The organism is Chlorobiota bacterium, from assembly GCA_016710285.1.
Taxonomy (GTDB): domain Bacteria; phylum Bacteroidota; class Ignavibacteria; order OLB7; family OLB7; genus OLB7.
The window spans coordinates 16114-43031 of sequence record JADJXR010000003.1 but is presented as its reverse complement, the minus strand read 5'-3'; the positions used below and the strand labels follow the sequence as shown (position 1 = coordinate 43031).

The following is a 26918-nucleotide window of genomic DNA, read 5'->3' as shown; positions in this document are numbered from 1 at the left end:
ACGCACATGCCAACCTTTTCTTTGGAAGCCTTGCAAGAGCGGATGCAAGACTTCGGCTCTGACTACTGGTATCTAAAGGCCGTAGCCAACACCGATGGGGATGCACTATCCCCAGCAGATACGTTCGTGGCTGGCCCAATCCGTGCCAACACCGAACTGAACACCGGGTTCTCGGAGAACACAAAGACCACAGAGGGGGGGAACGAAGTAACCACAAGCTCGAAGTACAAGTATGAGCTAAAGATCACCACGGATCAGACCGGAATGGCTGAGTACTTCACCTTCCCCGCTGCGGCGCAAGGGAAGATCATTATGGTCGTTCTGGAGGGACACGGCGAAGGCCGCGCCATCGAAGGCAAACACGACTACATCGGGTTGCTTGTCAAGCTCAAGAACAAGCCAACGATTGCAGCTAACGGCTCGCTGGAGTATCTGTTCACTATACTAAAAGCAACCGACGCAATCACGATCACACTGGACGCTGCGACGTTCCCGAACTTTGCAGCAGACTTCACCACACCTGCCACCCTGAACATCACTTCGGGGAGCTACTTCGGAGCGGTCGAAGTAAACGCGCCAGCATAACGCTGGATAGTACTACAATGGTCAGCCCCGGCATCATGCCGGGGCTGATAAATCCCCAAGACAAAGAGACTTCCCTATGTCACTAAAAGATGCGTTCCCATCTGGGGCGATTGGCGATTCAGCAGCTACGCCACCACCGTCCAAGAAGAAAGCGGCGGCGTTACCGTTGACACGAGAACAAGAAAGCGAAGCGGAACGGCTTGCCGCTGAGATTGTCGGAGATGAAGCTGCGCCCATCATGGTGCGGGACATCTTCGCAGGTGCGACCGAGCAAGCAATCGACGGCCTGCTGCAATGGCTTGCCAGCATGGCAGAAGCGGCAAGCGAGATCGTTGTGGAAGAGTACAACGAGACGTTGGAAGAGGTGAAGGTGGTTGCATCGTATCGGCTGGTTCCGGCGTTGCAGATGACGGCGTTGCAGATGCGTGATGTTGTCCATGAGTTGAAGGCACTCGGAGTAAGCGCGTCATCTGGTTCGATAGACATTGGCCGCGTAGTGCAAGGGTTTGCAGACTCCGAAGAAGCAACGGCGCGACTGTTCGCACGGCTCTACATCCGCAAGCATGAACGCAAGTACAACCGTGAAACCGTCACCGACCGCATCCCCCACATGGCCGACTTGACCATTGCGCAAATGATGGGGGCGCTCTACCGTTTTTTTACCTCCAACGGACTTGCGCCGCGGGGCGCTATCCGTGGCTTTTTAGTACGACTGGGAGCGCAAGCCGTCGAGCGCCTAAAGATTCCGATAACGTCAATACCGGGCAACCAGCAAACCGACTGAGCTACCTCGCAGACGCACGGCGTTTTGCGAAGCGTGGCAAGGTGCTGGATCACCGGAAAGACCTCTCGGATGGGGACATCGTTGGCATGATAGATGGAGCGATTGGGATGCTTACCCATTGGTCAAAGGGGAGCCTAAACCAGACCACGGTGGAAGACTGGACCGCGCACGAAATCTTTGAACTCGCAGACGAAGTGATCCAAAACTCACACGCAGCAACGAAGACCGCAAAGCAACCACGGAGACGTTAGCCCATGTTATCACTACACGCATCCCCACCATGCGACCCGCGCTATAGCGATGTTGGCCATGACACTATCCGAGTGAGTGGGGGCGCGTTGTCGCAACTGCTAAAGCGTGCGGAGTACGGTGCTGTTCAGTTCCAACGAGGCGGCCCGATAGACGGGCGGATGCACATCTTCGGAAGGAGTACCGCTTGCCCCACGTTCATGGTGCAGATGGTCGGAGACCCGCGCAACATCCACACCCTTAGCGTGACGGTGGTCTTTGGGCGCAAGGCGTACAACGTCGCAGCTGTGAAGCTGATGGCCAGCGTCCTTGCTTGGGTGGAGTGTGGCGGGCGTGATCCTGATGGACTGGCAGACCCTGCAAACGAAGGGAAAGGGCAGCCCGTTGTGGATTGGCTTGATGAGGTCATCAGGGGATTGGAGTGGAGCCAAGAGAAGTCGGCGGAACGTTCGTTTGGCGAACGGGTTTACAGGGTGGAGTTTGTCCACGTAGAGAGCGGGATCGGCAGCATGACGGTCTCCGTCTCTCCGTTGGTCGGTAGCAACTGACAACACTAACAGCCGCAGCCCCAATCGCGCAAGGATCAACCTATGGCTGGCCGTGTTCTCTCCATCAAGATTGCGCTGGATTTCAGCGACATAAAAGGCGCGTTCTCCAAACTCAAGCAAGAGGTGGAGAGCGGCATTAAAGGGCTTGGCGATGGAGCGGAAGTCCCGTCGCCAAAGCCCACCCCGCCGGAGCCGGATGATAACAGCGCGTTCAACTTCAACCAAGTGGTGCAAGCAACCGAACAGATTTCGGCTGCGGTTGAAGCACTATCGGGGCCGTTCAGGGAGTTCGATAAAGCGCTCCGCGATATTGGTGCGTTAGGGGTCAAAAACTTCCAAGACCTCGAGAACTCCATCCTCGATTTTTCCAAGAGCGTGCCGGATGCTGCTGCCGACATCGCGTCTGCCATCGGGGAAGGTATCGGGTCGGGTGTCATCAAGACCGATGCCGCTGGAAACGTTGACCCCGCCGAAGCTCTTGCCTTCGCGCAAACAGCGTCACAGCTTGCCATCGCAGGCGGTAGCAGCATCGGGAAAGCGGTGAGCGGTATCGCCGCGACGTTGAACTCCTACGGCATGGCTGCAACCGAAGCGGGGAAGGTGTCCGACATCCTGTTCAACACCTTCAACTTGGGCGTTACCTCGGTTGACGAACTTGCGGGGTATCTCTCGCAGGTGACACCGGTTGCAGCGGCGGCGGGCGTGAAGTTCGAGCAGATCGCCGCAAGCATCGCCACCATGACGAAGCAAGGCATAAAGACCTCCGACGCTACGACGAAGGTCCGGGCGTTGTTGGTCGAGATGCAGAAGCCGACCCCTGCGTTGGCGGCGGTGATGAAGCAAGCGGGCGTTAGTATCGAGCAGATCAAAAACGGGGAGCTATCCCTGCAATCCGCAGCGGGGAAGATCGGCGCAACCCTCACCGCGTTGGGCAAGTCCGCGCCGCAAGTCTTTAGCTCCATCGAAGCCGCGACCACCGTCCTATCGCTCTCCGGTGCAAACGCGGCAACGGCAATGGAAGACCTTGAAGGCATTGCCAAGCGAGGCTCTGTTGCCGAAGGCTTTGCCGTGCAAGCCGAAGGCGCAGAGGTGAAGATGAAGGTCCTGCTAAACAATGTTCAAGCGGGTTTCATCTCACTGTTCAGCACGCTCGGGGGCGGGCTTACCGCAGCACTGGGAGGCATCGCGCAAGCGGCTCCAACAATCGCCACGTTTGCTAACCTGAAAAACCTCTTCCCTGCAAGCATAAGCGCGAACATCGCAAAGTTCGCGACCTCACTACTCTCCACGTTAGTCCCCAGCCTGTTCGTTACCAACGCAGCAACAGGGACGCTGACCTTTAGCTTCGGCGCGTTGTGGACTGCAATCACCGGTCCCGTCGGTATCGCCATCGCCGCCATCCTTGCAGTGGGTGCGGCCCTTTACCTACTCTATAACAACGTCGAACCAGTGCGGAAAGTCCTTGACGCGCTGATCGGTGGAGTGGTCGGGTTTGCTGCATCGGTGATAGATACAGTGGGGCCAGCTCTCTCGCAGATTGGGAGCCTCTTAGTGGAAGTCGGGGGGCTGATCTTTCAGTGGGTTGTCCTTCCGTTCCGTGTTGGCTGGGAAATCGTCACCGCAATCTGGGAAGCGATCGCAGGGTTGACGGGTGGGATCGAGACCGCTGGCAGCAGTGGCAACATCCTGAAAGATGCGTTTTCCTTCATCCGTAAGATCATCATCGAGATACAAGGCTTTGTTGCTGGGTTGTCTGCCAGAATCTCGGCAGTGGCGAAGGGTATCGGTGACACGGTTGGGAAGCTCCTATCGGGTGACGTTCTTGGAGCCGCTGAATCCTTCTTCGGGTTGGGCGATTCCGCAGCAGATGCGTTCAGCAAAGGGTTCGGGAAGAAGGTCAACGAAGAGCTTGCCAAGTTGGCCATTGACGAAGGGCTGGAAGCGTTGGAGAACCGGATCGCCATCCGTGGTGATCTGGATAAGGCAGGCAAGCTGGCAGACCTTCGGAAGCAGCTGGCAGCAGCAAAGACCGACGCAGAGAAGGCCAACATCACGGCAGCCATCGCGAAGGAAGCGCCAGGGGCTGTGGAGTCTATCGAGCAAGTGGTGGACGCTAACGGCAAGGTGCGGGAAGTCATCAAGCTCAACGAAGAGGCACTCGATGAGTTCGCTGCAACTGCCAAAGAAAACGGAGCCGCGCAGAACGAAGACAACAACAAGATCGTGTTGGGGATTCTTGCGCAAGGGGATGCATACGAGAAGGCGAAGGCCAAGCTAAAAGAGCAACAAGAACTCCTCTCGCAGCGCAAGGCTGCGGGGTTGGATACCACCGAACTCGAGAAGGATATAGCTGACCAACAGAAGGTTGTTGCGACTGCAAAGGAAGAGTTTGAAAAGAGCTTCACAGCGGCAAAGACTACGGGCGTTTTTGACAACCTCGATGAAGAGGGAAAACGAATCTTTGCCAACCTTCAAACCACCGCTAAAGACTCCATTGCAGAGATCGAGACAGGGCTGCGAGATAAGAAGCTGGGAGAGGCGTTAGCGCAAGCAACAACGATAAACCAGAAGATTGATGCGCAGGATCAGATCGGCAAGTTCGTTGCTGACTACAAAGCAGCCAAGACCGACGTGGAGCGTGCCAACCTTGCGAAGGCTATCGGTGAGCAAGTCCCCCAAGCCGTCACCGCATACGATGAGCTTGGCAACGCCACCGAGATCAACGTGGAGAAGGCGCAAGAGCTGGCCAACGCCAACAAGAAAACGTTTGGAGCGGACCTACTAAAGCAGCAGCAGGGGTTCACCGATGGACTGAAAGGACAAGCCGATGAGCTGACGAAGAACCGCGCCAAGATGGAGGAACTTCAACAGCAGATCAGCAAGGCTAACGACCCCAAAGAAATCCAACGGCTGCAAGCTGAATACGCTGCGTTAAAGGGGAAGGTTGGCGAGAACGTGGAGAAGCTCCAAGAGACGGTGCAAGAAGGGAAGAAGGTGGGGCTAATCAAGGGCGACGTTAAAGAGTTGGGGACGGAGTTCAAGCTCTCCGGTGAGCAAGCGAAGTCGGTAGGGATCGCAGTGGAAGGGATCAAAGACGAAACGAAGAAGGCACGGGAAGAAGCGAAAGGGTTGGCCGAAGATTACAAGAAGGCGCGGGCTGAGATGCAAGGGAATATCAGCACTGGGACAGGGGCCGCACTCAACAAGATTGAAGAGAACATCAAGCTCGAGAAAGAGCTGAGCAGCATCCAAAAGAAGAACGCAGCAGAGCGGACCGTCGCAGAGCAACAACGCCTGCAAGAAATCCCCAGACTGATTGCCGCCAACAAGCGAATCATTGAGGAAGAGACGAAGAACACCATCGCTGCGGTGAAAGCGAACAACGCAGCCGAAGAGCGGGAACGGAAGTTCAAGATTCGGACAGGGCAAGAACAGGCGAAGACAGAAGAGAAGACCGCCACAGACATCACCAAGTTCAGCACGAAGCTGGCAGAAGAAGCGGCGAAGACGCGAGCGGGTATCGCATCGGATGCCATCGCCGATGAAGTAGAGCGAGAGAAGCAAAAGAAGCTGGACGCTGCTAACGAAGCGAAGGCCAAGTTAGACGCAGACCTAAAGGAACAGGTTGCAAAGATTAACGACGCAGTCAAAGAGGGGAAGCCCTTAGAGTTTGAGGGGAAAGTCGTCACGAAGAGCGAGGCCATCGAGTTAGCCAACAAGGCCGTTGCCGAAGCGCAGAAGGCGGTTGATGAGCGCTTGCAGGTTGACCTTGCGCAGATAGACAAAGAAGGCCGAGAGAAGCGGCTGGAGCAGTTCAAAAAAGACCTCGCAGAGACGGCAAAGATACAGGCCGAAAACTCCAAGATAATCGGCGCGAACCTTAAGGCTGAGTTAGAGGCCATCAAGGGAGAGACGGCAACAGCGGCAACGGATCGGTTAGCGAAGCGGTTGGAAATCTTGCAGGTGGAACGGGCTGCGGCTGTTGCTGCTGCAATCTCTGAGTCTGATGCATACAAGAATGCGTTTGCAACGTTGCAGTTGGCACAGGCTGACCTTGCCGCTGCGACAACAGAGACCGAAAAGGAAGAGGCGCAAAAGCGGGTAGCAGCATCGCAAGCAGCACTGGATCAAACGCGCAAAGACCTCGTTGCCAACAGCCCTGCCATCGTTCGGATTATCGAGCAAAGCTCGACCGAGCAAGCGCGGGCTGTTGCAGAGGCGGAGCGAGAGATTGAAGACGCACGAGAGCGGGATCGAATCGCAGCGATTGAAGACCTTGCCGAACAAGAGCGGGAGCTTCGACTGCTGGAGCTTCGGAAGAAAGAGCAGGAAGAGATAGCCGCCGCTGAAGGGAACGAAGCGAAGATCAGGGAGGTGCTGCGTAAGTCCGCGAAAGAGCGGCAAAAGATACAGCAAGACTATCTCGTGAAGTCATCCATCTTGTGGAAGGCCTACTACACGCTGTTGGAGGTGCTGCAAGAACAGTTCGGGCAGAAGGTAGATAAAGAGCGGCAACGGCAACTCGACGAAGAGAAGAAGAAGCTGGGAGAAGAAGTCCAAGCGTTGAAGGAACAGCTAAAGCGAAAAGAGATCACGCTGGAACAGTTCAACCAGAAGTTTGGGGACCTAGCGAAAGAGCGGCAAAAGATTGCAGAGGAAGAGGCACAGGCGACGTTCGACATCGGCAAGGCGTTCCAAGAGGCGGGGATTGAAGTCACGTCATCTATCGCAGAGACCGCCAACGCCATTGCATCGAAGAGCGCGGAAGATTACACCGCTTCGATTGATGCAAAGGAAGCTGCGGTGACGAAGTACGGCGAAGCATCAGCCGAAGCAACGAAGGCAGAAGAAGACCGCTCGAAGGCGTTGGGCAAGGTGTACGCTGCCAGTGCCAACGTTGCCATTGCGACGTTCTCAAAGATCGTTGCAGCAGGAGGCTCTGCAAGCGACGCGATGTACGCCGCACTTATTGACGGCGCGTTGGCGTTCATCACTGCGATGCTGCCTGCTTGGGTTGCAGCTGCGTACGGTGTGAGCGTTGCGCAACTTGGCCCGTTCGGTCTGGCAGTCGCAGCTGGGTTAGCCGCCGTCCTGACAGGGCTGGCAGGCATCGCGAAGGCATCGCTGACATCAGCCAAGAAGGCGAAAGATGGAGAAGTCCCGATACGTGGGAAAGGTGGTCCACGGGATGACCAAGAACTGCGCTGGGTATCCCCGGGCGAAGGCATTATCAACGCCCAAGCGTTGGGGGCCGGGGACAACCTCGCAGCAGTCAAGTGGGCCAACGAAAAACGGCGGCCATTGCGAGAGTACTACGGACTACATAACGCGCCGAGCGTACCACGCCAGGAATCAGTCGAGTTATCGAAGTACGCGGTCAGCATGAAGGGGACGATAACGCGGACGGCGGTGCAAGCCCAAGAAGTTGCAGTCCATGCGATGCAACGAGTGGCAGCCGTGGAGCAACAGCAGGAACAGATCGGGGAATCCTTGAAGCAGGTCTCATTGCAGTTGTCAGCCATCAGAGCCAACACCGCACACACCGCAGAATCCACCGAGCGCACCGCTGGCAACACGAAGCGGATAGCCGAAAAAAGGGAACGGCCTAAAGTCCTGTAACCTCGTTTTGATAGCGGCCCGCAATGGCCGCTATCTTTGTCCAAGCCGTTGCGGCATTGTCAAGGAATTTACTGCTATGCCATACTCTCCGATCACGGTTGTGCTGCGTTGCAGCAACCAAGCTGTCTACGCGAACTCACCGTACAAGGATATCACCTTGTACTGCTGGGCTGTTCCTCCTATCCCTGAACAGGATGCACTGGGAGAGACTGAGGTGGGGATTGATGGGTATCTATCGCAGAACATCGTCCAACGGGAAAAGTGGCAGCTACTGGTTGAGGACTTTAGCGTTGAGCAAGGCGATTGGGATCAGGGTGACTTCGAGTTGCTTCGCCGATACCTTCGCGCCCGATACCTCCACATCAAGAGCGTAACGGGTTCAGATCGAACGAACACCACAACAGGAACCCCAACGGATTACGACTATTGGGCGGCGATTGGTGAAGCCAACACCATGCTACCCCTTGCCGTTGTTGCCAAGTTCGACCCACCGGAATCCGACTTAGGCGGCGTGACCATCGGTTGCGTTATCACTCTCACCGCAGCCCTTCCGCAAGTGGGGGTATCCATCACATAGCGCGATGCCAAGAACCGCCATATACTACCACGACTATCAGACACCCCACCAGCGGAAGCGGCTGATGGTGATGCCTGCTATATCGTCCCCACCACGGGATTACTCCAACGCGCCCGCATGGGGAGCAGCACCAGCAGAAGGGGTGACAAACTGGATACAGCTTCCGCCGGGGATTTTGAAGAGCGGTTCAAGTGGTGAAGCTGGATATGATGAGCTGCCGATTGGGTGCCCCGACCCTCCAACGAGAACGTTTAAGTTCGACCTACAAAGCTGCGTAGGGAACTCCGACTGGGAAGACTTCATAGACTACCTTCTCACTCCCGTGCTGATTGGCGAGGGGGAGTATACCCCTGGCGGTCCCGCGTGGACCTTCGACGTTGTCAACGTGTTCTCCCTCACATCCGACTTGGGTAACAGTGCACTTGCAGTGGCGAGCTTTGCGACGGAGTACATGGGAGTTCAGGAGAGGAAGACCGAGGAAGAGCTTGACCTCGTGGAGCTAACGAACCGAGAGAGCGGAACGAAGACCGTGGTTCGGATGACGTACGAAGCGGCCACCACCCACCTCGCTCTCTGGGCACTCCAGACGGTCAAGCCTGCGACCATCGCAGGGATGATGATGAGCTACATGGGGGACCCATACCCAACGAAGACCACGGAAGCGGCGTACTACATCTGGGAGAAAGCGGCCGATAACGCCGTTTACGGGATACGATACGGGACCGATCCCCGGCCCCTGTTCGGGTTTCCTCAACAGCGGTTTATCTGGTTCACTTATAGTGGTCTCTGGGACGCGATAACGTACGCCGTTGGGACCTTGCTGTCTGCGAACATCGGGACCGTAGCAACGATGAGACTCTCGATTGCCAGCGGCTACACCTCAGATATTGGACCGCTTGGAGTGTTGAAGCTCTACAAGCGCAATCTCTCCGATCTATCCGATGCATACACAGGATCACCAGCAGAGAGTGAAGCGCACTTTTGCGGGCTGGTGTACTTCGATGGAGAGCCATCGGAGTACGTTGGTGGGTGGCTGTTGGAAGGGTTCGCAGAGTATGAAACTCTCTGGGACTTTCTAAAAGCATCATGCGAGAGTTTTGGAGCGCGGCTACTGATTCAGCATGACTCACCGTACGGGGAGATGACTCTATTTTTTGAGGGGATGTTGGACGCGCAGCGTGTTAGTAATGTAAGCATCGGAGACGCAACAGGACAAACGAAGCTGGTCGTTCGGAAGAGCCTTATTGCTGGTGCTGAGTGCGATGTTGCGCGGGCTTCCTCTGGAGATGTCCAGACGGTAACGGTTCAAGAGTGGGGGACGATGGAAGACGCGAAGCGTTCGGTTCCAAGTACGCACCACAACAGCATCCTGATCGGTGACGTGAACGACTCCTACTACCTCAACACGTTGGTAGATGACAGTTGGAACACGATATTTCCGACGAAGGAAGTGCTATTGGTTGGCAAGCCAACGCTGCCAGATTCCTTGCTGGTGTACTTCGATGAACCCGCATGGGCAAGCGAAGAGATTGCGCTGATCTACCACCGCTATGTTGGGGTGAGGACATCGGACAGCACCACGCGAACCGATTGCACGAACGGACTACCGAGCAACCTCCCAACGCCATCGGTCTGGACCTCTCCCTTCGATGTGTTGTGGTCTCCGTTGCGCCTGCTGCTGTTGGATACGCACTGGACAAGCGGCATCCCGTACGCAGTGACGAAAGCCATCGCCGCGACCTTCTCAAAGTGGAACCAGATCGGGGTCACTCTCAACGTGCCGCCAACGCAGGCTATTTTGAACGACCTCGGAAGCGTCGCAGATATTGACCTTGCCACCTTTGCCGGTGGGTTGCTGAGTATCGCAGCACGCGATCCGTTCATCACCGCGATAACATCCGATGAATCTGCTGCGGAAGTTCAACTAATCGCGCCCGGAGGATAGCCCCATGCCAAGTCAGATCAGAGGGTTGCGCCGCAAGAGTATCGGACGGGATAAAGTCACGACGGATGACAGCACCGTCTCGCAGGTGCAGATCATCAGCAACGTGGCGACGGACATGATTGGGACGGTCCAGCTTACCGTTGACGATACCGCTGTGCCGTCGGGTGACACGGGTATCATTAACACGCTTCTGAGTTGGATAGCCAACCGGATCAAAGGGATCACCGGAAAACCTTCATGGCGGACAGCACCAGACCGGACGCTTGCCCAATGCGTAGACAGCGCGGGGCTAACGGTGGATCGAGTGCCAAACGCAAGCGGGGCGCGGACGCTATCGGATAGCCCTATCGCGGTAAGCTCTGGCAACGTTGGGATCGGGATCACGTCATCGCTCACTGGCAAGCTCCACGTCAAGAGCACCGACGCAACAGCTGCGGTGCGAGTCCAGAACACGTATAGCGGCAACGGCGTTGACGTTAGCATGGTGGGGCCTGGTGGTGGTGTGGCAATCTCTCACACGGGGACAGGTCACGGGATCACCATGAGTAAGAGTAGCAGCGGGCGCGGGTTGCACCTCACACACTCGGGGTCCGGCGATTGCCTCTTTGTCAGCAACACCAACACGGGGAACGGCTTGGTGGTGACGCTCACTGGAAGCGGCAAGGGCGCGGTTATCACTACACTGAACACCATCGGCGTTCAGGTCTCCATGAGTGGCAACGGTTCCGCCGCCGATCTTGTCTCCATCGGACACACGGGGTCATCGTACACAGGCAACGGATACCGCGCAACGCTCACCAGTAGCGGACACGGGGTGAAGGTCTATCAGGACGGGACGGGGAAAGGTGTGGAGGTTGTGATCTACAACGGCAGCAACAGCACGCATGGCGTGGACTCCTACACCAACGGGACAGGGGACGCAGTCAAAGGGAAGTCAGAGGGGACAGGACGGGCGGGGTACTTTGAGCGGAACAACAGCACCAGCCCAACGGGGTCGGTCTTTGCACTGAAAGCCGCGCATTCTACCGACGCAGGAACGTTGCTCGAGGCCAACCACATCGGCACGGGGAAGCTGGCAGACTTGCAGCAGAACGGGACCACCAAGTTCAGCGTTGACAACAAGGGGATCACCTTCCTATCGGGCTTTGCTCCGAAGCGGGCGGCGGTAACAGGGGCAACGCATACCATCACCTCCGACACGGTGATCGTTGGAGTCTCACCGCCAACAGGTGGAACAACGTTGACACTGCCAGCAGCAAGCGCGGTGTGTTGGCTGATAATCAAAGACGAAGGGGGAACAGCGGCAACGCGGAACATCACGATAAACCGCGCGGGGGCCGATACGATACAGGGGGCAACATCCATCACCATCAACACCAATCGCGGCCAGCGGGTGCTATACTCCGACGGCGCGGGCGTGTGGCATATCGTAGGGTCGTAAGGAGTGAAGTATGAGCTGGCAAAAAAAAATCGTGTTATGGTCGGAAAGTTTTGCAGCGCTCTTGGTCTCGGTATGGGTTGGGCTGCCGTGGGTAGTCCAGACGCTGGTGATCCTCAACGCCATTGATCTGATTGGTGGGTATATCGTCGCGATGCAACGGAGAGCGGCAAGCTCTCGCGGGCTGTTTACGGGAATCGTTCGCAAGCTCTATCTCTGGTTGTTGGTGGGTGCGATTTATCAGCTATGGGGAAAAGCGCAACCGGAAGTCGCAAGCCTTGCCGCTGGGTTTTACGCACTCTGGGAGTTTAAGAGCCTCACCGAAAAAGCGGCGTTGCTCGGTATCCCTGTCCCTGGCGTTCTGACGCGTTCAATGCAGGTGATGCAGGAAAAGTATAGCGGCACGGATAAAAGTCCAACCACGGGCACGCAGATAGGCAAAGATGGGGTAACGGGTGGCGCAACACAGACAACAGATCAGCGATCGGAGGGATAGATGGCAAAGCGAACCTACGGGCAAAACCAAGTACCGCTAACGATCTTTCAGGGCTGCAAGTTTGAACGGGTCTTCCGCTCCCGTCTGGAAGATGGGTCCTATAGAGATTTCACAGGGGTAACGGCAACCTGTCACTTCGTTCCTGCTAACGGGTCGGGCGACTCAGTCGAGGCATCCGTCACCGTCACAACATCCGAAGGCCATTCAGCGTTGCGGCTGTTGGTGGTCGCATCTGATACGCAAGGCATGGAAGAAAAGCCGTACCGCTGGAACATCAAGATCATTCCAAGCGGCGGGGATGACGATGACGCGGAGTATCTGGTTGGAGGTATCGCAACCGTCGTTGTGGAGACTACGCCATGAACACCGTAGAGATCACGACCACGGTGAGCGTCATCGAGATGGATGGGCAACCAGTCTCCGAGGTGCTGAGCGATGACGTTGAGGTGGTGGAGGTTGGAGTCCCCGGGCCGGCTGGCAGTGAAGATATAACCATCACAGCGGGCGAATCTCTCGGGGGTCATCGCGTGGTGACAACGAACGCAGCAGGCCACGCCATCTATGCCAGCAGTGCAACCAGCGATCACGCTGGCAGGCTGTTGGGCGTTACCACGGGGGCGGCTTCTTCGGGGGCGACTGCGACCATCCGAACGCGAGGAGAGATGACCGAAGCGGGATGGGCTTGGATACCGGGCGGGTTGCTCTATCTCTCCACGAATGGGATGCTATCCCATACCCCACCAGCAACAGGGTTTGCGCAAGTCATCGGCTATGCCATGACGGCAACCACGATCTTTATCCATACAACAACACCAGTCATCAGGGGGTGACACAATGGCAGACAAACCAGTCCAACTAGTGAGCGGGGTTCTCACAGAGGTCGAAGCAAAAACAGCATCCGCCGGGGCGGCTGATGCCGGCAAGATTGTTGCCCTTGACGCAGGGGGCAAGATTGATACCACCATGATGCCATCGGGCATCGGAAGCGATTCAAAAACGATGACCGCAAGCGAGGCTATATCTGCGGGGGACATAGTCAACGTTCACGACTCTTCCGGCGCAAAGGTTCGCAAGGCAGACGCTGCCAACAGCAGCAAGCTCGCCGTCGGTTTTGCTCCATCCGCGATTAGCAACGGAGCAAGTGGAACGGTCAACTTTGAAGGCACAATCACGGGGCTTTCAGGGTTGACCATTGGAGCAACGTACTACCTCAGCACCACAGCCGGTGGGATCACTGCGACAGCACCAACAGGAAGCGGCAACGCAGTGCAAAAGGTTGGCGTTGCGATTAGCGCAACAGAGCTATCGTTTGAACCCGGCACCGTTGTCGTGAGGGCTTAACGATGGCAGAAGTGAAGCCGCTAAAAGTGTCCGGCGGGCTTATCACTGAACTGGGTTCCGCCGATACCATCCCCGCTGCTAACGTACCAGTGGCGGGGCTTGGCGTGCCACGCTTGTACGCCCCAACGATTCGCAACTGCTCCGATACCGCTTCACTCATTGACGTGATCGAAGCATCTATCCCTTCGGATGAATGGGCGGACGGGGAGAAGATTACCATTGATTGGGCTGCTGAGTTCCGCAACCTCACTGGCGGAAGCCGTACCCTTCTAACGCGGGTCTATTATGGCTCTTCATACGTGGAAATGGCTTCGACGGAATCAGTAGGATCGGGGCTAACACGCGCTCCCTATCGCGCCGAGTTGTGGCGGTTCGGCTCCGAGATATGGGTCGCAGGGTGGGACTACTCGCAAGGCTTCGCAGCCGTCTGGCAAGGGGGTGCGATTAACGCCATATCAGGATCGGATCAGTTCGGCAGCGGGAAGCGTGGTGGCATACTCACAAGCCAAACGTTCAACAGCACGAAGGCCCTAAAGATTGCCGTTCAGTTCAACACCACGGGGACGGGTCAGTACTACACCGTCAAGGGGGCGAAGGTATGCAAGATTTAGCATCGCTTCGGCGCGATAAGCTCACCGCGATTATCAGCAAGGCACACGCAAAGTTGCAGGCCGTTTTGGTGAGCGAAGGCATTGACCCAGCGGTGGCGCGTGCCATCGCAGCGGTCCGGGTTTATCAACTGCTACCGCTCTCCATACGCCAGAAGATGACCACTGCCGAGACCTCAATCGCGACGCGGATGGCGACGATCTTCAAAGGTGTTTCCACTGCAACCATCGAAGGCTTGGAGACCATCGAAGAGGAATAAAAAAAACGCCCGCCGTATCACCGGCGGGCGTTACCGCTGCGGGTCTCAATCGCAGCGAACCAACTCTCAGACTCGGGCATCGCCCGCCATCCAAGAAGCCCGAAGGTACGAAAGGCACACACGGGGAAAGGTTTCGTTTTGCTACATTAACGAAAAACCCCGATTGCATATCTTTCCGGCATGATACGCAAAGCGAAAAAACAGGACGGCGCGGGCCGCTACATGCTGGCCGAGGTGCTGGACATGATAGGCATCCCCGATGGTAAGCGCAAGGCTGCGGAAGCGCGTCTATCGCAGTACCGTACGGGACGGGAGACACCCAAGCAGAGCAAGGCAGGGGAGACCGTCCCGTACTCCTATGGCCCCCGATTGATTGAGGTGGTGGACTACAACAAAGTCGGTAGAACCATCCTATACACAGAGGCCGGCATCGAGAAGGCTCGCGCACTACTGGCAGACATATCCGAGCCGATAGAGTAGCACGCACACACTACCGCCACACGATAGACAGAAGCCAAACGGGACGCACTTGCGCCCCGTTTTTTTTGCTCCAACACCACCACTCTCCACACTTGTAACGGGATGTTTACCCCTCATTTTTCGTTAGGATGACATAACGAAAAAAGCTATCTTTGTACGTCTTCAAAAGAGACAGACAACCAACTCTCAAACCAACCTAAAACCAAGATGAGCTACTCCAAGATGAGCCAAAAAGAATGGGCCGCCGTGCTAATCCAAGACGTGCGGGAATCCACGGTATCGCCCGAAGAGTTCCCCGATCTCTATGATGAAGAAGACTACCCGCTGCTGCTTGGTGTGATCCGGTTAGTGATGGACGAAGCGGCGGAACGGGATGACGTAGAACGCTACAACCTGATGGACGATTACCTCGGCGCGGTGATGGATGAAAGGGAGAGGCTACAGGAAAAGAAGTGGAAAGAGCGGGACGAGATAGATCGGGAGCTTCGGGGCAATCGGCAGCGGGTCTATGAGTGGGAAAACGATGACGACGACCGCGAGTACACGGTGGGGCTGATGGCAGCACAGGATGGCCGTGAGTGTGTGGTCATCAAATACCGCCACCAAGAGCTGCGCTACTAAAAGAACCCGGCGGGGTGTGAGAGGCCCCGCCACTCTCTCCGATAGACGAAAAAAACCAACTCAAAAAACAGACACAGAGGAGACACCAAGATGGCAAATCGCGAGGTATGGATTGACGCAACCACAGACGAAGAGTTGCGGGAAGAAGTTGCCAAAGAACTGGACCGGATGGATGACGAACTGGCAGGCTATTTCCGCCATTATCGCTATAGGATCATGCGCATGAACCCACAACATGAGAGCTACGCCGATAGCCCGGGGGACTTCGCCGCAAAGGTACTGGAGTCGGTGTGCGAGCTGCAAAAAGAGGTGCAAAGGTTCGCGCTGCTGCCGGAACTTATCCAACGCATCGCGGAAGTATCTGGCAGGATTATTGACGGCAAGATACACCCTGAGCGATACACCTACGAAGACGAAGAGATAGTCACACAATAACCACCACGGGGGCGCAAGCCGCGCCCCCGCTTTCCCCAAGCATAGGAGAGACCGAGATGACCACCAATGGAAAGACTACCGAGGCTCCAACCACGGAGCCTATCGTCAAAGCAATGACGATGGAAGAGCGTCTGGCGATGTTCCGCCAGCCCTTGCTACCGCATGAAATCGAGTGGAAGATCGCAGCCAACAGCAAGCCCGATAAAAACGGGATCACCAAGAGCACGATCGTCCCCTACATAGACAACCGCGCGGTGATGAATCGCCTAGATGCTGCCTTCGGGGCGATGGGTTGGAAGAGTGAGTTCCACCAGCTATCCGGCGGGTTCCTTTGCACCATCTTCATCCGCATAGATGGAGAGTGGGTAGGCAAGTCGGATGGCGCAAGCTCCACCGATATAGAGCCAATCAAAGGGGGGATCAGTGACGCGATGAAAAGGGCGGCCCACCAGTGGGGGATCGGGCGAGAGCTTTACAGCTATCCCACCGTGCAAATCGCTTGGGAAGGGCAGCCCAAGCGGTGGGTTCCCAACCCCGTGCTGAACCGCTTGGCAGGGATGACCACCGCCATAAACGAGGGGCGGTTTTCGGAGAGCTACGTGGCACTATTGGAGGACGGCAGCGGGTATCGGTAGGGGATGCTACAAACACCCGCGCCCCGTGGACTATCGGGGCGCGGGTGTAACCCATTGAAGGAGTAGCGCCCCCTTGCAGGGGCGGCCCGATTAGGTAGGACTAAGACCCAACCGGACGCGGCAAAGGTAGTAAATCGCTGTAACCTGAAAAAAAGTTGCTCTAAAAAGTGGCGTTTTCTTGCAGAAAAAAGCCCTTTAGAAAAAATCTTCATCCGTCGCACGATTCCGCAGGCTGAACCCCTTGACACGTATGGGGGGAATGTTGTAAGTTCGCATCAGATCGGTCACATGACCGGTTGCTGATGGGCGGCAGATACCGTCCACATACATGGGAGATGACATGACCAAGAAGCCAGAAAATCGCACACAAAAAAACCAGGGCATGAACTGGATTTCGCAGCACAAGCGTTTGGCCATCTACATGCGTGACGGGTTGGCTTGCGCATACTGTGGCGATGGTGTGGAAGATGGTGCCAAGCTGACGCTGGACCACCTGACCCCATACAGTGAGGGGGGAAGCAACCACGAAACCAACCTCGTCACGTGCTGCCATCGTTGCAACTCAAGCCGTGGCAATCGCAGCGTCGAAGAGTTCGCCAGTGGGGTTGCCGCTTACCTCAATCACGGGGTAAAGGTTTCCGACATCACGGCACACATTTCCGATTGCACCAGCCGTCCGTTGGACATCAAAGCCGCCAAAGAGATGATTGCCCGTCGCGGTTCTTGCGCAAAGGTCATCGCGCCGAAAGCATAACCACAACAGGGGGCGCAAGCCGCGCCCCCATTCTATCCAACCAACTCTCAAACCAGAAGGGATCACATGGACAGCATCAAAGATATTTACACGATCACCGAAAAGGTCAACGCCATGACCGTCGCGCTTGACGCGCTTTTGCAGCGGCGTGAAGCCGGTCAGACGGGGGACATAGAGAACGCCATCGCAGATGTCACGCTTCGACTGAGTCACGCGGGCCGCTTGTTGGGGGAAAAAGCCCACGAGATAGTCCAAGCGATCGGGAGATAAAAAATAACCACTACGGGGGCGGGGATCCGCTCCCACAAAACAGGAGAAAAAATGGCTTTCGAGATTATCGTACTGCAAAGGGGCTGGGTGATCGCGGGAAACCGCGACGTTGACGGGGACACGGTCACAATGACCAACTGCAAGATCGTCCGCATATGGGGGACGACATCAGGACTTGGAGAGATCGCAAAGGGCGGGCCGACAAAGAAGACTGTGCTGGATGACGCAGGGACCACCTTCCACCACATAGGAGCCGAAGTCTTGCGGTTTAAGTGCAACGCCGAGGCGTGGGGAGGGGATCAAGATGCTGAGCGGTGAGTTTGACGCTGCGTTCACTTTTTCGAGGTGGATGGGTGGCGAAGACTGGACGGGAGATGACGGGACGGAAGAGGGGTATGGGGACGGGAGAGACGGCGAGACTGGAGACGGATACGGAGACGGGTGGGGTGGGGGTGGGGGTGGGCCGAACAACGGAGACGGAGAGGGGGACGGAGAGGGGGATACGGAGGGAACGTACGGAGATGGGGACGGGAACGGCAGGATATGGTTAGCAGGGTGCTACGGGTATGGGGATGGGTACTATGACGGCTATGGTAACGGCAACGGCTTCGGTAGGGGTAGGTAACGACCGCACAACCAGCACATAAAAACCGGCGCAATCCCCTCGAAATCGAGGGGATTATCCCCGCCAGTTACATAGCCGTCACATAAGAAAGGCACACATGGAGACACGTAAAAAGCGGGTGTTTTTGACTCGCATATCAGCCGAAGAGTATGCGGATATAGTGGCCAGCGGGAGCTTCGACCGAGCCATCGAGGCACTACGGCCCTACGTCCGCAAGGTATCTGGTCCGGCTCCAACGGTGGGGCTGCGAGCCATGACACAGGAAGAGCGCAGGGAGTACAACCGCCGCCGAAAAGCAGCCGAACGAGAACGTAAAAGAGCGAAACCCTAAAAAAAGTTGCTCTAAAAAGTGGCGAAATTTTCAAAGAATCGCAGCCTTAGAAAAAATCTTCACTTGTCGCACGGTTGCGACGGCGCGACCCCTTGACACGTATGGGGGAAGAGCAGTATATTCGTGGCAGATCGGTCGAGTGACCGGTCTCTGACTGGCGGCGGACACCGCCAGCGTATGCCGGACGAACCCGGCGCAAAGGACTACCATCATGGCAAAGAACATCGCCACCCGCCCAGCAAAGACAGCAAAAGAGGCGGCGCTCACGGCTCCATCAGCCGAGCGCCCCCCCCCGCCGCCGCTGGCAAGCAGTACCCCACCGCCAAACGGGCTGATCCAACACCTTCGCAGCGCCGGGCGTGGAGTCGAAAGTTTGGACTACGCATCAGCCAAGCTGACGAAGATCGTGGAGCAACTGCCAGAGATATTGGCAGGGCAAGCGGCTGCGGTCAGCAAGGACCTTGAGGCCGTTCAGGACCTTTTGCGCCCCATATCGGGGTATGGAGTCAACGACCGCCGCTGGCATGGGCTGGTGGCCGTGGAGATGAGCAAGAGCGGGTCGGTCTGATTCTACGCAGCTGGATGCCCCAAAGCTCTTTAGAGACGCAAGCCGGGCTCAAGCATAAAAGTTCTGGTTGCCTCTCACACCGCGCCCCCCCCTTCGCGGCCCTTCCCGCATCTTGGACGCATGGGCCGAAGAGAAGCGCCAGCAGATTGCCGCCGTGGTTGGGACGCACGGAGCCTATACCGTGAAGCATCTCACCGTCAACGAGCTTGCAGTGAAGGGTCCCAACGTCGGGCGATTTATCGCAGCGATGAAAGAGCTCTCCGCCAACTGGAACGCGCCGAACGAGCACTGGCTGGTCCAAGCATCCCGCGCCGTCGAGTTGCTCGCAGTGATGACGCAGGTGGAAGGTTGGCACGCAGAAGCGTTGGAGGTTGATCGCAAGGCCAAAGAGCGCAAGGCCGCTGAGACCGCCGCAAAGGCCGCAGCACGCAAGGCAGAAGATGACCTCGTTGGCCGTATCTACATCACGGGCGGGGTTGTGGCGCAGGCGCCTCACCGAAGAGCAAGCCGCACGGATCAAAGAGATTGCAGACATCATAGCGCAAGGGGACAGGAAGTAAACCGACCACGAGGGCGCAAGCCCCGATTCTATCTAACCAACTCTCAAACCAACCTAACACCAGGAGACTATCATGGCGACTCTCACGCAGACCATCACACCGCAAGCCCTCGCAGCACTGGCAAGCAATCGCCCTGCTATCGAAGCGGGCGTCGGCTTCAAGATGCCGGACCCGGACCATCGCAGCTACGCCACAGTCATGGCACACGTCTGCAAGATCACACCACCGAACCGGATAACAGATTGGCGGTATCCACGGATGGAGCTGCAGGTGACGGCACGCGCGGCGTTGGACGCTCTGGACGCAGGGGATGACGCGGTCTTCATCGTCATCACAGCGCAGGGACGCGTGCAGATGGTACGGTACGAGTACGCAGATGACGGGGGGATAGAGGCGGAGAGGGTCTGGGACTTCGGTACGGATACCGCCGTCGGGATGTTCCTCGAAGAGCACCAGATCGCGATGATCGCAGGATGACCAACGACCACAACAGGGGGCGCAAGCCGCGCCCCCATTTCAACCCCGATATTTCAACGACCAAAGAAGGAGACTATCATGCAGAGACTTTCAGAGATTCGCCTCGACCTGCCACCGGTAGTGGACGGCAGAATCGCACGATACAGGGAGAGGGTGGAGCGGGTTCGCGGGGATGTTGAGGGCGCGGATATTGACACGCTGATCCGCTGCCATGACCGGTTGCTCTCTATCGCGCCACATATCCGAGTAGGGACCAAGTGGGGGCGTTACACTACCTACACGGTGAAGATCAAAGACAGGGACGCGGTTGCTCTCACAGCGGGCGCGTTGAAACTGCGGGGACACGGAGCGGACAACCACCGCATCGAGTTCGGAGCAAACGCGAAGGGGGAGCCGCACGCACGGCTCGAGTTTTGGGAGCCTGCACCCGTACACGACTGGGACACGTGGGACGATCCCGAAGTCCCGGCCCGTGTGTGGGAGTGGTTGGACACCTACCAACCAGCGGCAAGGATACTGCTGGACATCGATAACCACCTGCTGCGATTGCAGGCGGATACTACACCAAACCAATAACAACCAATAGGAGCAACGCAGTCATGGAAACCTACACAGTAACACGTCTTCAAGATGAACGAACCATTAGCATGGTTGTCCGGCTCTTGACTGAGATGGGGGCAACGATGAAAGGGGATAGCGATATGCTAAAGCTCTTTGGCTATCCCACGATGTACGAGCATTCACGGCGACAAAACACGACCATCGCAAGCCAACACGGACAGCACCCCACCAGCAAAGTTGCGCACGCACTTCGCGCCGTTCTTGGTGATCCCGCCGGTGAGGTGTGCCACTGGGTGAGCGGTGCGCAGCGGTCCATCTTTTACGCTGTCAGTGTCAATGGAGACCGCGCCGTTGGTACATGGGGACCCGTACCGCGCAACGTGAATCGCGACTACTTTGACAACAACCCCTTCGCAGGCGAAGTCATCGAAAAGACTTGGCCGACTGATGGCGAACCGCTTGATCTTGGCAAGATGCAAAAGGACTGGGAGAGAGTCAACGAAGAGCTTGCAGACAGCAAGGAATGGGCGCGGTCCATCGTCATGGAGATGCTTGTTGCAGGTGATCCCCGTGTGAGGCTTTCCGCGTCGGGGAACAGCGCGGTACTCTTGAAGGATGGCAAGCCGATTGGACGTTGCGCCATCTCGACAGAGATCACCCCGGAGAACGTGAACGGCATCCATGTTGACGTTCATATCGTTGAGGGATGGATGAACCTCGCTGGCAGGGTTGAAGAGTGGAAGAGAGAGGCCGCGCAAGGCTAAGCCCTTGCGCTGTGTGCGGGTTTTAGTAGCTTGCACTACAATCGCTGCGGGGTATGCAGTGACTGCGTGAATGAAGTGCAACGGGGGCAAATAGCCCCCGTTGTTTTTTTATGGCAGCAGTCCGATTGCCCCGGCAGCAGCATCGGCGACCTTTTCCAACTGGCCGTCGAGTAGGTGGAGATAGGTCTGCCTTCGCCTCTGATGCCATGCGGTGGTATGCCGCTGCGTGCTGGATACGGTAGTCTACCGGCGCAACATCGAGTGGGGTAGAATCCTTCAACGGAGACCTACCCCTCTCGATGGATTGACGGAGTAAATCGCGCAAGTCTTTGACTGTGATGGGGATCATATCCACATCGGAGTTATCCGCTACCATCGTCCCCTTCCCTGTGAGTATCCAGTCAGCCGATCCACCATCGCGAATCACCACCGCCAGCACTTCGGCGGAGACGGGCCGTTCGCCCGCGCAGTATCGGCGCAGACTGTTCTCATGGATGCCGCAGTCAATGGACATCCGCCGCACGCTGCCGTAGCGATGCTTGGCGAACGCGGTGAGCCGTGCACCCCTTTCCTGTTCTTCTTGGTCGTTCATGCCGCTGTTACAAAAAAAACACCCATACAGGTGGGAAAACGCTTGGAATACACTCCGCTTGGGTGTTATCTTTGTGCCGGATTCCCCCCATATGGGGCAAAGTATCACGCGAACACGAGCCATGCAAGAAAAAGTTGCGAGACGGCTGGAGGGTCATATTGACATGACCCGATTCGGCGCGGCCATCAGAGCCAAGCGCGGAGGGCGCAGCCTGCGAATCGCCGCAGAAGAGACCGGCATCAGTTGGAGCCGGCTCGCCACCTACGAACGGGGAGAGGACCAACCCGGACTCGGGCACTTCATCCGGCTATGCCGATGGATAGACGTGCCAATGGAGTACTTCACAGAGACCATGACACTACCGGAGGAGGATCACCATGAGGCCACCACTTAGCCCTTACGGTGTCAGGGAGACACCACTACAAAAACCATCGCGGCGATGGTATGGATCACCGTGGATCGGCGTACATCGCTACCCACGGGAGAAAGTCATCGAGATGGGGCCGGTGTACGTGCCAATCGTTGACGCGGGGACAGGGGAAGAGCGGGTGCTGCGGGGCTTCGCATCACGTAGCAGCGGATACCCCACCGAGGTCATCGAGACCATGAAGGCTCTGGGTGGACAGCCATCCAAAGAAGGGGTGGAGAGCCTGGCGGATACCGAGAGATTCCACGCACTTGGCAAGCCGGTCGCAGACCCCGAAGAAGGGGAGCGCGCCCTTGACATCCTGACAGTCGTTGCCGCCATTGTCGTGGCGGCGTTCATCACATACCTGCTGACAGCAGGATCATAAACACCATGAAGAGGTAGGACATGAAAGAGCATTTCGACGCACGGGACTATGCGAGCGAAAGGATGAGCGGAGAGAGCCTCGCAGGGCTGCGGGGTGATCGCTTCGTTGACGCGATTCGTTGGCCATTGATATGGCTATCGCTTGGAGCTATGATGGTAGCAGCGGCATGGGGCGCGGGCCATCTATACCACACCATCAAAGGGGGATCGGCAACGGTTCAGCACACAGAGAGGGGAACCACTATCACGGTCAACGGGGTGTCCGCTGGGTTCATCCATGACGACCCAATCAGCGGGCGATGACTATGGCGACGGTATCACTCGACACCCTACAACGCGCGCTTATCCTGTGTGCCAAGCCGGTGCTCTCACTGCGAGAGGCAGCCGAGTGGATGGACATGTCCCCACGGAGTTTCGGGGCGTTCTATCGGTCGCATGGGATACCAGCGCGGAAGCATGGCCAAAAGTTATTTTTCTTGAAGGCGGATTTGGAGCGATGGATGATGGCCGGAGAGATGACCACAGGGGCGGCGGCGAAAGAGATCGCGGAGAGCGTACTCGATAGCATCGGGATCACTAACCACAAACGGAGAGCGATATGAACACGAACGGGAAAGGTTTCCACGTGAGGTTGGAAGATTTCGCAGCGTGCGATAGCCTCGAAGGGTTGCAGCGGCTGGTCTTCGACCACCTGATGAAAATCCAAGCGGAGATCAGCATCCGCACCCACACGCACATCCTCCACTCCACAGCCATTGCCAGTGGAGAGCGCGACGCGGGGGATGTGTGCAACGGGGTGAGTGGGGACATGGCGGAACTCACGCTATGCGCGTCGGTCTTGACAAGCGCGGTGACGGTTGCCAGCATGCGGATAGCGAAGGGGGTTAGCCTCGATCGGTTGAAGGGGAAGGTTGGCGACTTAGCGCGTCCAGTTCCCAGCCTCGATGACAGGGGTGAGGAATCGCAGGTTGTGCCGGCTGGGTGGGAAGACCCGATTGGCCACATCGGTGCAACGGGACACCGATACGAGAAAGAGGAACCGGACTGCGGGCCACCGGATCACGTACTCGTTTGGTAGTACGATGGCGGCGATTGGATCACGATACGGCGCGGATAAAGAGCGTGCCATATCGGCGGCGTTCGATTCGGCGGCTGCCAACAAGAGGGGGGGCGTGACAGAGTTGTTGCGCTCAGTATAACCAACCAAGAGGTTGGTGGTGTTTAGGCTGGCCGCCCCCTCCGGCCAGTGTGTAGTTGCCCGCGCAGGGTGTCTCTATCGGCATGGGAATCGCCGTTGCGTTCGACCTTGCGCGGGCAACTTTCTCCCTCTCAGCTTTCTTCTTCTCTCGCGCTGTGTCCACATCATGCCAGACCTCGATCTCCGTTCTATCGTACTCGCAAAAGGTGGGTGGGTCCCCTTGCCCTCCGACGCACTTCGGGACATCATGGAGCGACTGATCGCGGCGGGTGATGTGAGCGAAGCAATCGCGCTGGCGGATATGCTGAGCCATGCCGATCGGGGGCTGGATAGATCGGAAGCGGACTGGGGGAAACGATGGGGATGGAGTAGGTCTCGAGTCCACCGGTTTCTCGTTTCGCTGCGAACCAAACGTGAACCAAACGTGAACCAACAGCGAACCAAACGCGAACCAAAAAACGCAGGAACCGCGATGGAATCGCCGACTTCTGAACCAACTCTGAACCAAGTGCGGACCAAACGTGAACCAAACGTGAACCAGCCCATATATGTAGAACGCGCGCGTCCAGAATCAGAATCAGAAGAAGAATATACACCCCCTCTGGAGCGCGTGCGCACGCCTGCGGATGGTATGAGGTCAATGGCTGGAGAGAAGCAGCAGGCAGGCAGGGAGATTGACCCCAACGACCCACAGCAACGGCCACCGGAAGAGGCGGACGTGAAGGCCTGGGCTGCGGGCGTTGGAGCCGTGCCACCAGACGTGGCGTGGGAGATCGCGGAGAGCTACAATGCGACGGGGTGGATCAATCGCAACGGGGTGGCGGTGCGCAACTGGCAGGCAGGTATCCGAGCGGCGTACACCTACCGGCAACGGGCCGGCCCGGGTCGCACGCAGCAGCAGGGGAACAAGTCTGCGACAGATTTCCAGCGGCGGCGTGAGTTCAGCTCTACGCCACTGCAAGCCGATGACTACGCGGCGTTTGCCGCATCTCTTCCAGACATACCAGCAAAAGAATGAACGAAGGATACGATTCCCCTACTGACCGTCTCACCCTCTACCGAGGGGACAGCCTCGCAGTACTACCGAAGCTCCCGAGTGAGTCCGTGGACTGCATCCTCACAGACCCGCCCTATTCTTCCGGCGGCCTGTTCCGTGGGGATAGATCAAAGAACACGAACACGAAATACGTGAGATCGGGGACACTGCTACGGAGGCCCGACTTCATGGGCGACAACAAGGACCAGCGGTCTTTCCGGCTGTGGTCGTTGCACTGGATGCTGGAAGCGTTTCGCATCGCGAAAGAGACCGCGCCCATCATGGTCTTCACCGATTGGCGGCAACTGCCAGAAACGTCCGACGCGTTGCAGATGGCGGGGTTCATCTGGCGGGGTGTAGTGGTGTGGGATAAGACCGAAGGAGCACGCCCGCAGAAGGGAAGGTTTCGGAACCAAACGGAGTTCATCGTGTGGGGATCGAAGGGAGAGTTTCCAGAGCGTGACGGTGCGGAATGCCTGCCGGGGGTGTTTAGGATTTGCCCCCGTCCTGAGGACAAGGAACGGCATATCGCAGGGAAGCCGGTTGACCTGTTAAAGAACCTGACGCGATTACTACCCGACGGCGATGAGAGAGAGGAAGGGTGCTACACGCTACTCGACCCGTTCATGGGTGGAGGGTCAACGGGTGCAGCGGCACTATCGAGGGGGATGAAGTTCATCGGCATCGAACAGAGTCCAGAGATATACCAGCGGGCGATGACGTGGCTGAGCGGGATAGATCGGCAGATGGATGTCTTCGACTCATGGGACGAAGAGGAAGAACTGGCAAACTCCAACCAAGAGGAAGCATAGCATGGAACAGATTGAGCGAGTGGAAAACTTGAAGAAGGCGGAGATGGTAAAGGCTGCAAGCATCAGCAGCGTTCCCCATCGTGGGGTGTCGTTGTCAGAGGTAGGGATCGTGAAGGCGGGGACGTTGCCCGTATCGGCGCAAGTGTTTGCAGCGGGGATCGCGCAAGTGGGGGCCATCTTCGGGGTTGACTACATCGGCAAGGGATCGGAGCCAACGCCGGACGTGTTGAAGGTGCGGGTCTTGTGGGAAATGATTCGCAAGCGGGGTTGGTCTGATGCTGACTTTTCGGCGGCACTTGAGCGGTTCATCGCGACGGTACGATTTCCGACGTGGACACCAGCAGATTTCATCGGAGACGTTGCAGGCGGGACGGACGTGAAGGTGTATCCACATAGCTGGTACTTGGAGCAAGTGGGATCGAACAAGCTCAACAGCGAGGCTATTGGATGCTATCGGTTGGAAGGGTTCGACCGACCTGTGTGGGGATGGCGGCATGAAGTGGGGGACCACTTGCCAGCATGGGAGCCGAAGGCCGCGCCTGTGATGCTGGCAGAGAGAGTAGAAGAGCGCAAGCCGGAGAGCGGCGAGGTAGCAGCTGCAAGGGCTGAACTGCTGGACACGTTGAAGCTGCAAGCGAAACTCGAAGAGTCGCAGTGGGATTGCGCACGATTGCGGCGGGAGTTGGACACAGCGCGGGAACGACTGGCAGACCGGTCGCGAGAGGTTGCGCAGTTAGAGGCGCGGGTGGTGCGTCTTGAGATGGGGTTGGCTGCGGTGCTGGCAACGCTGGAAGATGACCGGCAAGCGGCGCGGGCTGGTGCGATCCAATACGATGCGGAAGCATGGACACCGGAGATCAATCGCTTGACGCTGCTGCTGGAAGAGAGCGAAGAGACACAGGACGCAGACACACCATTGGAGGGACAGCCATGACAAAGCCGGAAAGAGTCCAACG

General features: G+C 57.2%; 32 protein-coding genes. 31 read left to right on the top strand and 1 reads right to left on the bottom strand.

From position 1 onward, the window contains the following. Positions 1–6: 6 nt before the first annotated feature. The 28 genes from IPM61_16795 to IPM61_16660 all read left to right on the top strand — a co-directional run bounded on the left by IPM61_16795 (position 7) and on the right by IPM61_16660 (position 23994). The gene (locus IPM61_16795) at positions 7–585 is read left to right on the top strand and encodes a hypothetical protein (protein MBK8912959.1); all 579 of its coding nucleotides are present in this window, start codon (positions 7–9) and stop codon (positions 583–585) included. 76 nt (positions 586–661) lie between these two features. Continuing rightward, on the top strand, positions 662–1369 hold the full coding sequence (locus tag IPM61_16790; protein ID MBK8912958.1) for a hypothetical protein: 708 nt from the start codon (positions 662–664) through the stop codon (positions 1367–1369). A 254-nt stretch (positions 1370–1623) separates the two neighbouring features. Next, positions 1624–2166, top strand: a complete 543-nt coding sequence (locus tag IPM61_16785; protein ID MBK8912957.1) for a hypothetical protein — start codon at positions 1624–1626, stop codon at positions 2164–2166. Between the two features lie 42 nt (positions 2167–2208). Then, entirely contained in the window at positions 2209–7785 is a 5577-nt protein-coding gene (locus IPM61_16780) for a phage tail tape measure protein (protein MBK8912956.1), read from the top strand. Between the two features lie 76 nt (positions 7786–7861). Beyond that, positions 7862–8362 (top strand): hypothetical protein, encoded by a 501-nt coding sequence (locus tag IPM61_16775; protein ID MBK8912955.1) that lies wholly within the window; start codon positions 7862–7864, stop codon positions 8360–8362. A gap of 4 nt (positions 8363–8366) precedes the next feature. Further along, positions 8367–10307, top strand: coding sequence for a hypothetical protein (locus IPM61_16770; protein MBK8912954.1), 1941 nt, complete (start codon positions 8367–8369; stop codon positions 10305–10307). A 4-nt stretch (positions 10308–10311) separates the two neighbouring features. After that, positions 10312–11748: a hypothetical protein gene (locus IPM61_16765; GenBank protein MBK8912953.1), complete on the top strand. Its 1437-nt coding sequence runs from the start codon at positions 10312–10314 to the stop codon at positions 11746–11748. Between the two features lie 10 nt (positions 11749–11758). After that, entirely contained in the window at positions 11759–12241 is a 483-nt protein-coding gene (locus tag IPM61_16760; protein ID MBK8912952.1) for a phage holin family protein, read from the top strand. Then, the gene (locus tag IPM61_16755) at positions 12242–12604 is read left to right on the top strand and encodes a hypothetical protein (GenBank protein MBK8912951.1); all 363 of its coding nucleotides are present in this window, start codon (positions 12242–12244) and stop codon (positions 12602–12604) included. Next, positions 12601–13071, top strand: coding sequence for a DUF2190 family protein (locus IPM61_16750; protein MBK8912950.1), 471 nt, complete (start codon positions 12601–12603; stop codon positions 13069–13071). Before IPM61_16755 ends, IPM61_16750 begins: the two co-directional genes overlap by 4 nt. 4 nt (positions 13072–13075) lie before the next feature. Beyond that, positions 13076–13582, top strand: a complete 507-nt coding sequence (locus IPM61_16745; protein MBK8912949.1) for a hypothetical protein — start codon at positions 13076–13078, stop codon at positions 13580–13582. A gap of 2 nt (positions 13583–13584) precedes the next feature. Beyond that, entirely contained in the window at positions 13585–14193 is a 609-nt protein-coding gene (locus tag IPM61_16740) for a hypothetical protein (protein MBK8912948.1), read from the top strand. After that, on the top strand, positions 14181–14450 hold the full coding sequence (locus IPM61_16735) for a hypothetical protein (GenBank protein ID MBK8912947.1): 270 nt from the start codon (positions 14181–14183) through the stop codon (positions 14448–14450). The genes IPM61_16740 and IPM61_16735 overlap by 13 nt, the downstream gene beginning before the upstream one ends. Positions 14451–14630: 180 nt before the next feature. Next, positions 14631–14930 (top strand): hypothetical protein, encoded by a 300-nt coding sequence (locus IPM61_16730; protein MBK8912946.1) that lies wholly within the window; start codon positions 14631–14633, stop codon positions 14928–14930. A 207-nt stretch (positions 14931–15137) separates the two neighbouring features. After that, positions 15138–15551, top strand: coding sequence for a hypothetical protein (locus IPM61_16725; protein MBK8912945.1), 414 nt, complete (start codon positions 15138–15140; stop codon positions 15549–15551). Positions 15552–15641: 90 nt separating this feature from the next. Continuing rightward, positions 15642–15986, top strand: coding sequence for a hypothetical protein (locus IPM61_16720; GenBank protein MBK8912944.1), 345 nt, complete (start codon positions 15642–15644; stop codon positions 15984–15986). A gap of 113 nt (positions 15987–16099) precedes the next feature. Continuing rightward, positions 16100–16621: a DNA repair protein Rad52 gene (locus IPM61_16715; GenBank protein MBK8912943.1), complete on the top strand. Its 522-nt coding sequence runs from the start codon at positions 16100–16102 to the stop codon at positions 16619–16621. A gap of 328 nt (positions 16622–16949) precedes the next feature. After that, a complete protein-coding gene (locus IPM61_16710) occupies positions 16950–17375 on the top strand; it encodes an HNH endonuclease (GenBank protein MBK8912942.1) in 426 nt (141 codons plus the stop codon). Positions 17376–17441: 66 nt separating this feature from the next. Then, positions 17442–17645 carry a hypothetical protein gene (locus IPM61_16705; GenBank protein MBK8912941.1) on the top strand — a complete coding sequence of 68 codons (204 nt, stop codon included), beginning with the start codon at positions 17442–17444 and terminating at the stop codon, positions 17643–17645. A 51-nt stretch (positions 17646–17696) separates the two neighbouring features. Then, positions 17697–17963: a hypothetical protein gene (locus IPM61_16700; protein MBK8912940.1), complete on the top strand. Its 267-nt coding sequence runs from the start codon at positions 17697–17699 to the stop codon at positions 17961–17963. Between the two features lie 849 nt (positions 17964–18812). Beyond that, positions 18813–19169, top strand: a complete 357-nt coding sequence (locus tag IPM61_16695; protein ID MBK8912939.1) for a hypothetical protein — start codon at positions 18813–18815, stop codon at positions 19167–19169. A 632-nt stretch (positions 19170–19801) separates the two neighbouring features. Then, a complete protein-coding gene (locus IPM61_16690; GenBank protein ID MBK8912938.1) occupies positions 19802–20206 on the top strand; it encodes a hypothetical protein in 405 nt (134 codons plus the stop codon). 78 nt (positions 20207–20284) lie between these two features. Continuing rightward, on the top strand, positions 20285–20782 hold the full coding sequence (locus IPM61_16685; protein MBK8912937.1) for a hypothetical protein: 498 nt from the start codon (positions 20285–20287) through the stop codon (positions 20780–20782). Positions 20783–20805: 23 nt separating this feature from the next. Further along, positions 20806–21531, top strand: coding sequence for a hypothetical protein (locus tag IPM61_16680; GenBank protein ID MBK8912936.1), 726 nt, complete (start codon positions 20806–20808; stop codon positions 21529–21531). A gap of 969 nt (positions 21532–22500) precedes the next feature. Continuing rightward, positions 22501–22917: a hypothetical protein gene (locus IPM61_16675; protein MBK8912935.1), complete on the top strand. Its 417-nt coding sequence runs from the start codon at positions 22501–22503 to the stop codon at positions 22915–22917. 149 nt (positions 22918–23066) lie between these two features. Continuing rightward, positions 23067–23219 (top strand): hypothetical protein, encoded by a 153-nt coding sequence (locus IPM61_16670; GenBank protein ID MBK8912934.1) that lies wholly within the window; start codon positions 23067–23069, stop codon positions 23217–23219. 2 nt (positions 23220–23221) lie between these two features. After that, positions 23222–23518, top strand: a complete 297-nt coding sequence (locus tag IPM61_16665; GenBank protein ID MBK8912933.1) for a helix-turn-helix domain-containing protein — start codon at positions 23222–23224, stop codon at positions 23516–23518. Then, the gene (locus IPM61_16660; protein MBK8912932.1) at positions 23515–23994 is read left to right on the top strand and encodes a hypothetical protein; all 480 of its coding nucleotides are present in this window, start codon (positions 23515–23517) and stop codon (positions 23992–23994) included. Before IPM61_16665 ends, IPM61_16660 begins: the two co-directional genes overlap by 4 nt. A 112-nt stretch (positions 23995–24106) precedes the next feature. Here IPM61_16660 and IPM61_16655 read toward each other — a convergent pair whose 3' ends face one another. Further along, a complete protein-coding gene (locus tag IPM61_16655) occupies positions 24107–24427 on the bottom strand; it encodes a hypothetical protein (protein MBK8912931.1) in 321 nt (106 codons plus the stop codon). A 327-nt stretch (positions 24428–24754) separates the two neighbouring features. On the opposite strand from IPM61_16655, the gene IPM61_16650 reads away from it, so the two are divergent. From IPM61_16650 to IPM61_16640, 3 genes are read left to right on the top strand one after another with little or no spacing between them, the layout of a single operon-like run. Continuing rightward, entirely contained in the window at positions 24755–25132 is a 378-nt protein-coding gene (locus tag IPM61_16650; GenBank protein MBK8912930.1) for a hypothetical protein, read from the top strand. After that, positions 25129–25962 carry a site-specific DNA-methyltransferase gene (locus IPM61_16645; GenBank protein MBK8912929.1) on the top strand — a complete coding sequence of 278 codons (834 nt, stop codon included), beginning with the start codon at positions 25129–25131 and terminating at the stop codon, positions 25960–25962. The genes IPM61_16650 and IPM61_16645 overlap by 4 nt, the downstream gene beginning before the upstream one ends. 1 nt (position 25963) lies before the next feature. Then, positions 25964–26896, top strand: coding sequence for a hypothetical protein (locus IPM61_16640; GenBank protein MBK8912928.1), 933 nt, complete (start codon positions 25964–25966; stop codon positions 26894–26896). Positions 26897–26918: the final 22 nt, after the last annotated feature.

Coding starts and splice junctions, on each gene's coding strand:
- IPM61_16685 (MBK8912937.1), top strand. CDS start 20,285: ATGCAGAGACTTTCAGAGATTCGCCTCGACCTGCCACCGGTAGTGGAC.
- IPM61_16725 (MBK8912945.1), top strand. CDS start 15,138: ATGAGCTACTCCAAGATGAGCCAAAAAGAATGGGCCGCCGTGCTAATC.
- IPM61_16650 (MBK8912930.1), top strand. CDS start 24,755: ATGGCTGGAGAGAAGCAGCAGGCAGGCAGGGAGATTGACCCCAACGAC.
- IPM61_16755 (MBK8912951.1), top strand. CDS start 12,242: ATGGCAAAGCGAACCTACGGGCAAAACCAAGTACCGCTAACGATCTTT.
- IPM61_16765 (MBK8912953.1), top strand. CDS start 10,312: ATGCCAAGTCAGATCAGAGGGTTGCGCCGCAAGAGTATCGGACGGGAT.
- IPM61_16690 (MBK8912938.1), top strand. CDS start 19,802: ATGGCGACTCTCACGCAGACCATCACACCGCAAGCCCTCGCAGCACTG.
- IPM61_16790 (MBK8912958.1), top strand. CDS start 662: ATGTCACTAAAAGATGCGTTCCCATCTGGGGCGATTGGCGATTCAGCA.
- IPM61_16785 (MBK8912957.1), top strand. CDS start 1,624: ATGTTATCACTACACGCATCCCCACCATGCGACCCGCGCTATAGCGAT.
- IPM61_16695 (MBK8912939.1), top strand. CDS start 18,813: ATGGCAAAGAACATCGCCACCCGCCCAGCAAAGACAGCAAAAGAGGCG.
- IPM61_16700 (MBK8912940.1), top strand. CDS start 17,697: ATGGCTTTCGAGATTATCGTACTGCAAAGGGGCTGGGTGATCGCGGGA.
- IPM61_16735 (MBK8912947.1), top strand. CDS start 14,181: ATGCAAGATTTAGCATCGCTTCGGCGCGATAAGCTCACCGCGATTATC.
- IPM61_16655 (MBK8912931.1), bottom strand. CDS start 24,427: ATGGCTCAGCATATCCGCCAGCGCGATTGCTTCGCTCACATCACCCGC.
- IPM61_16775 (MBK8912955.1), top strand. CDS start 7,862: ATGCCATACTCTCCGATCACGGTTGTGCTGCGTTGCAGCAACCAAGCT.
- IPM61_16640 (MBK8912928.1), top strand. CDS start 25,964: ATGGAACAGATTGAGCGAGTGGAAAACTTGAAGAAGGCGGAGATGGTA.
- IPM61_16780 (MBK8912956.1), top strand. CDS start 2,209: ATGGCTGGCCGTGTTCTCTCCATCAAGATTGCGCTGGATTTCAGCGAC.
- IPM61_16720 (MBK8912944.1), top strand. CDS start 15,642: ATGGCAAATCGCGAGGTATGGATTGACGCAACCACAGACGAAGAGTTG.
- IPM61_16770 (MBK8912954.1), top strand. CDS start 8,367: ATGCCAAGAACCGCCATATACTACCACGACTATCAGACACCCCACCAG.
- IPM61_16665 (MBK8912933.1), top strand. CDS start 23,222: ATGGCGACGGTATCACTCGACACCCTACAACGCGCGCTTATCCTGTGT.
- IPM61_16745 (MBK8912949.1), top strand. CDS start 13,076: ATGGCAGACAAACCAGTCCAACTAGTGAGCGGGGTTCTCACAGAGGTC.
- IPM61_16750 (MBK8912950.1), top strand. CDS start 12,601: ATGAACACCGTAGAGATCACGACCACGGTGAGCGTCATCGAGATGGAT.
- IPM61_16730 (MBK8912946.1), top strand. CDS start 14,631: ATGATACGCAAAGCGAAAAAACAGGACGGCGCGGGCCGCTACATGCTG.
- IPM61_16675 (MBK8912935.1), top strand. CDS start 22,501: ATGAGGCCACCACTTAGCCCTTACGGTGTCAGGGAGACACCACTACAA.
- IPM61_16660 (MBK8912932.1), top strand. CDS start 23,515: ATGAACACGAACGGGAAAGGTTTCCACGTGAGGTTGGAAGATTTCGCA.
- IPM61_16705 (MBK8912941.1), top strand. CDS start 17,442: ATGGACAGCATCAAAGATATTTACACGATCACCGAAAAGGTCAACGCC.
- IPM61_16670 (MBK8912934.1), top strand. CDS start 23,067: ATGATGGTAGCAGCGGCATGGGGCGCGGGCCATCTATACCACACCATC.
- IPM61_16795 (MBK8912959.1), top strand. CDS start 7: ATGCCAACCTTTTCTTTGGAAGCCTTGCAAGAGCGGATGCAAGACTTC.
- IPM61_16740 (MBK8912948.1), top strand. CDS start 13,585: ATGGCAGAAGTGAAGCCGCTAAAAGTGTCCGGCGGGCTTATCACTGAA.
- IPM61_16715 (MBK8912943.1), top strand. CDS start 16,100: ATGACGATGGAAGAGCGTCTGGCGATGTTCCGCCAGCCCTTGCTACCG.
- IPM61_16760 (MBK8912952.1), top strand. CDS start 11,759: ATGAGCTGGCAAAAAAAAATCGTGTTATGGTCGGAAAGTTTTGCAGCG.
- IPM61_16645 (MBK8912929.1), top strand. CDS start 25,129: ATGAACGAAGGATACGATTCCCCTACTGACCGTCTCACCCTCTACCGA.
- IPM61_16710 (MBK8912942.1), top strand. CDS start 16,950: ATGGGAGATGACATGACCAAGAAGCCAGAAAATCGCACACAAAAAAAC.
- IPM61_16680 (MBK8912936.1), top strand. CDS start 20,806: ATGGAAACCTACACAGTAACACGTCTTCAAGATGAACGAACCATTAGC.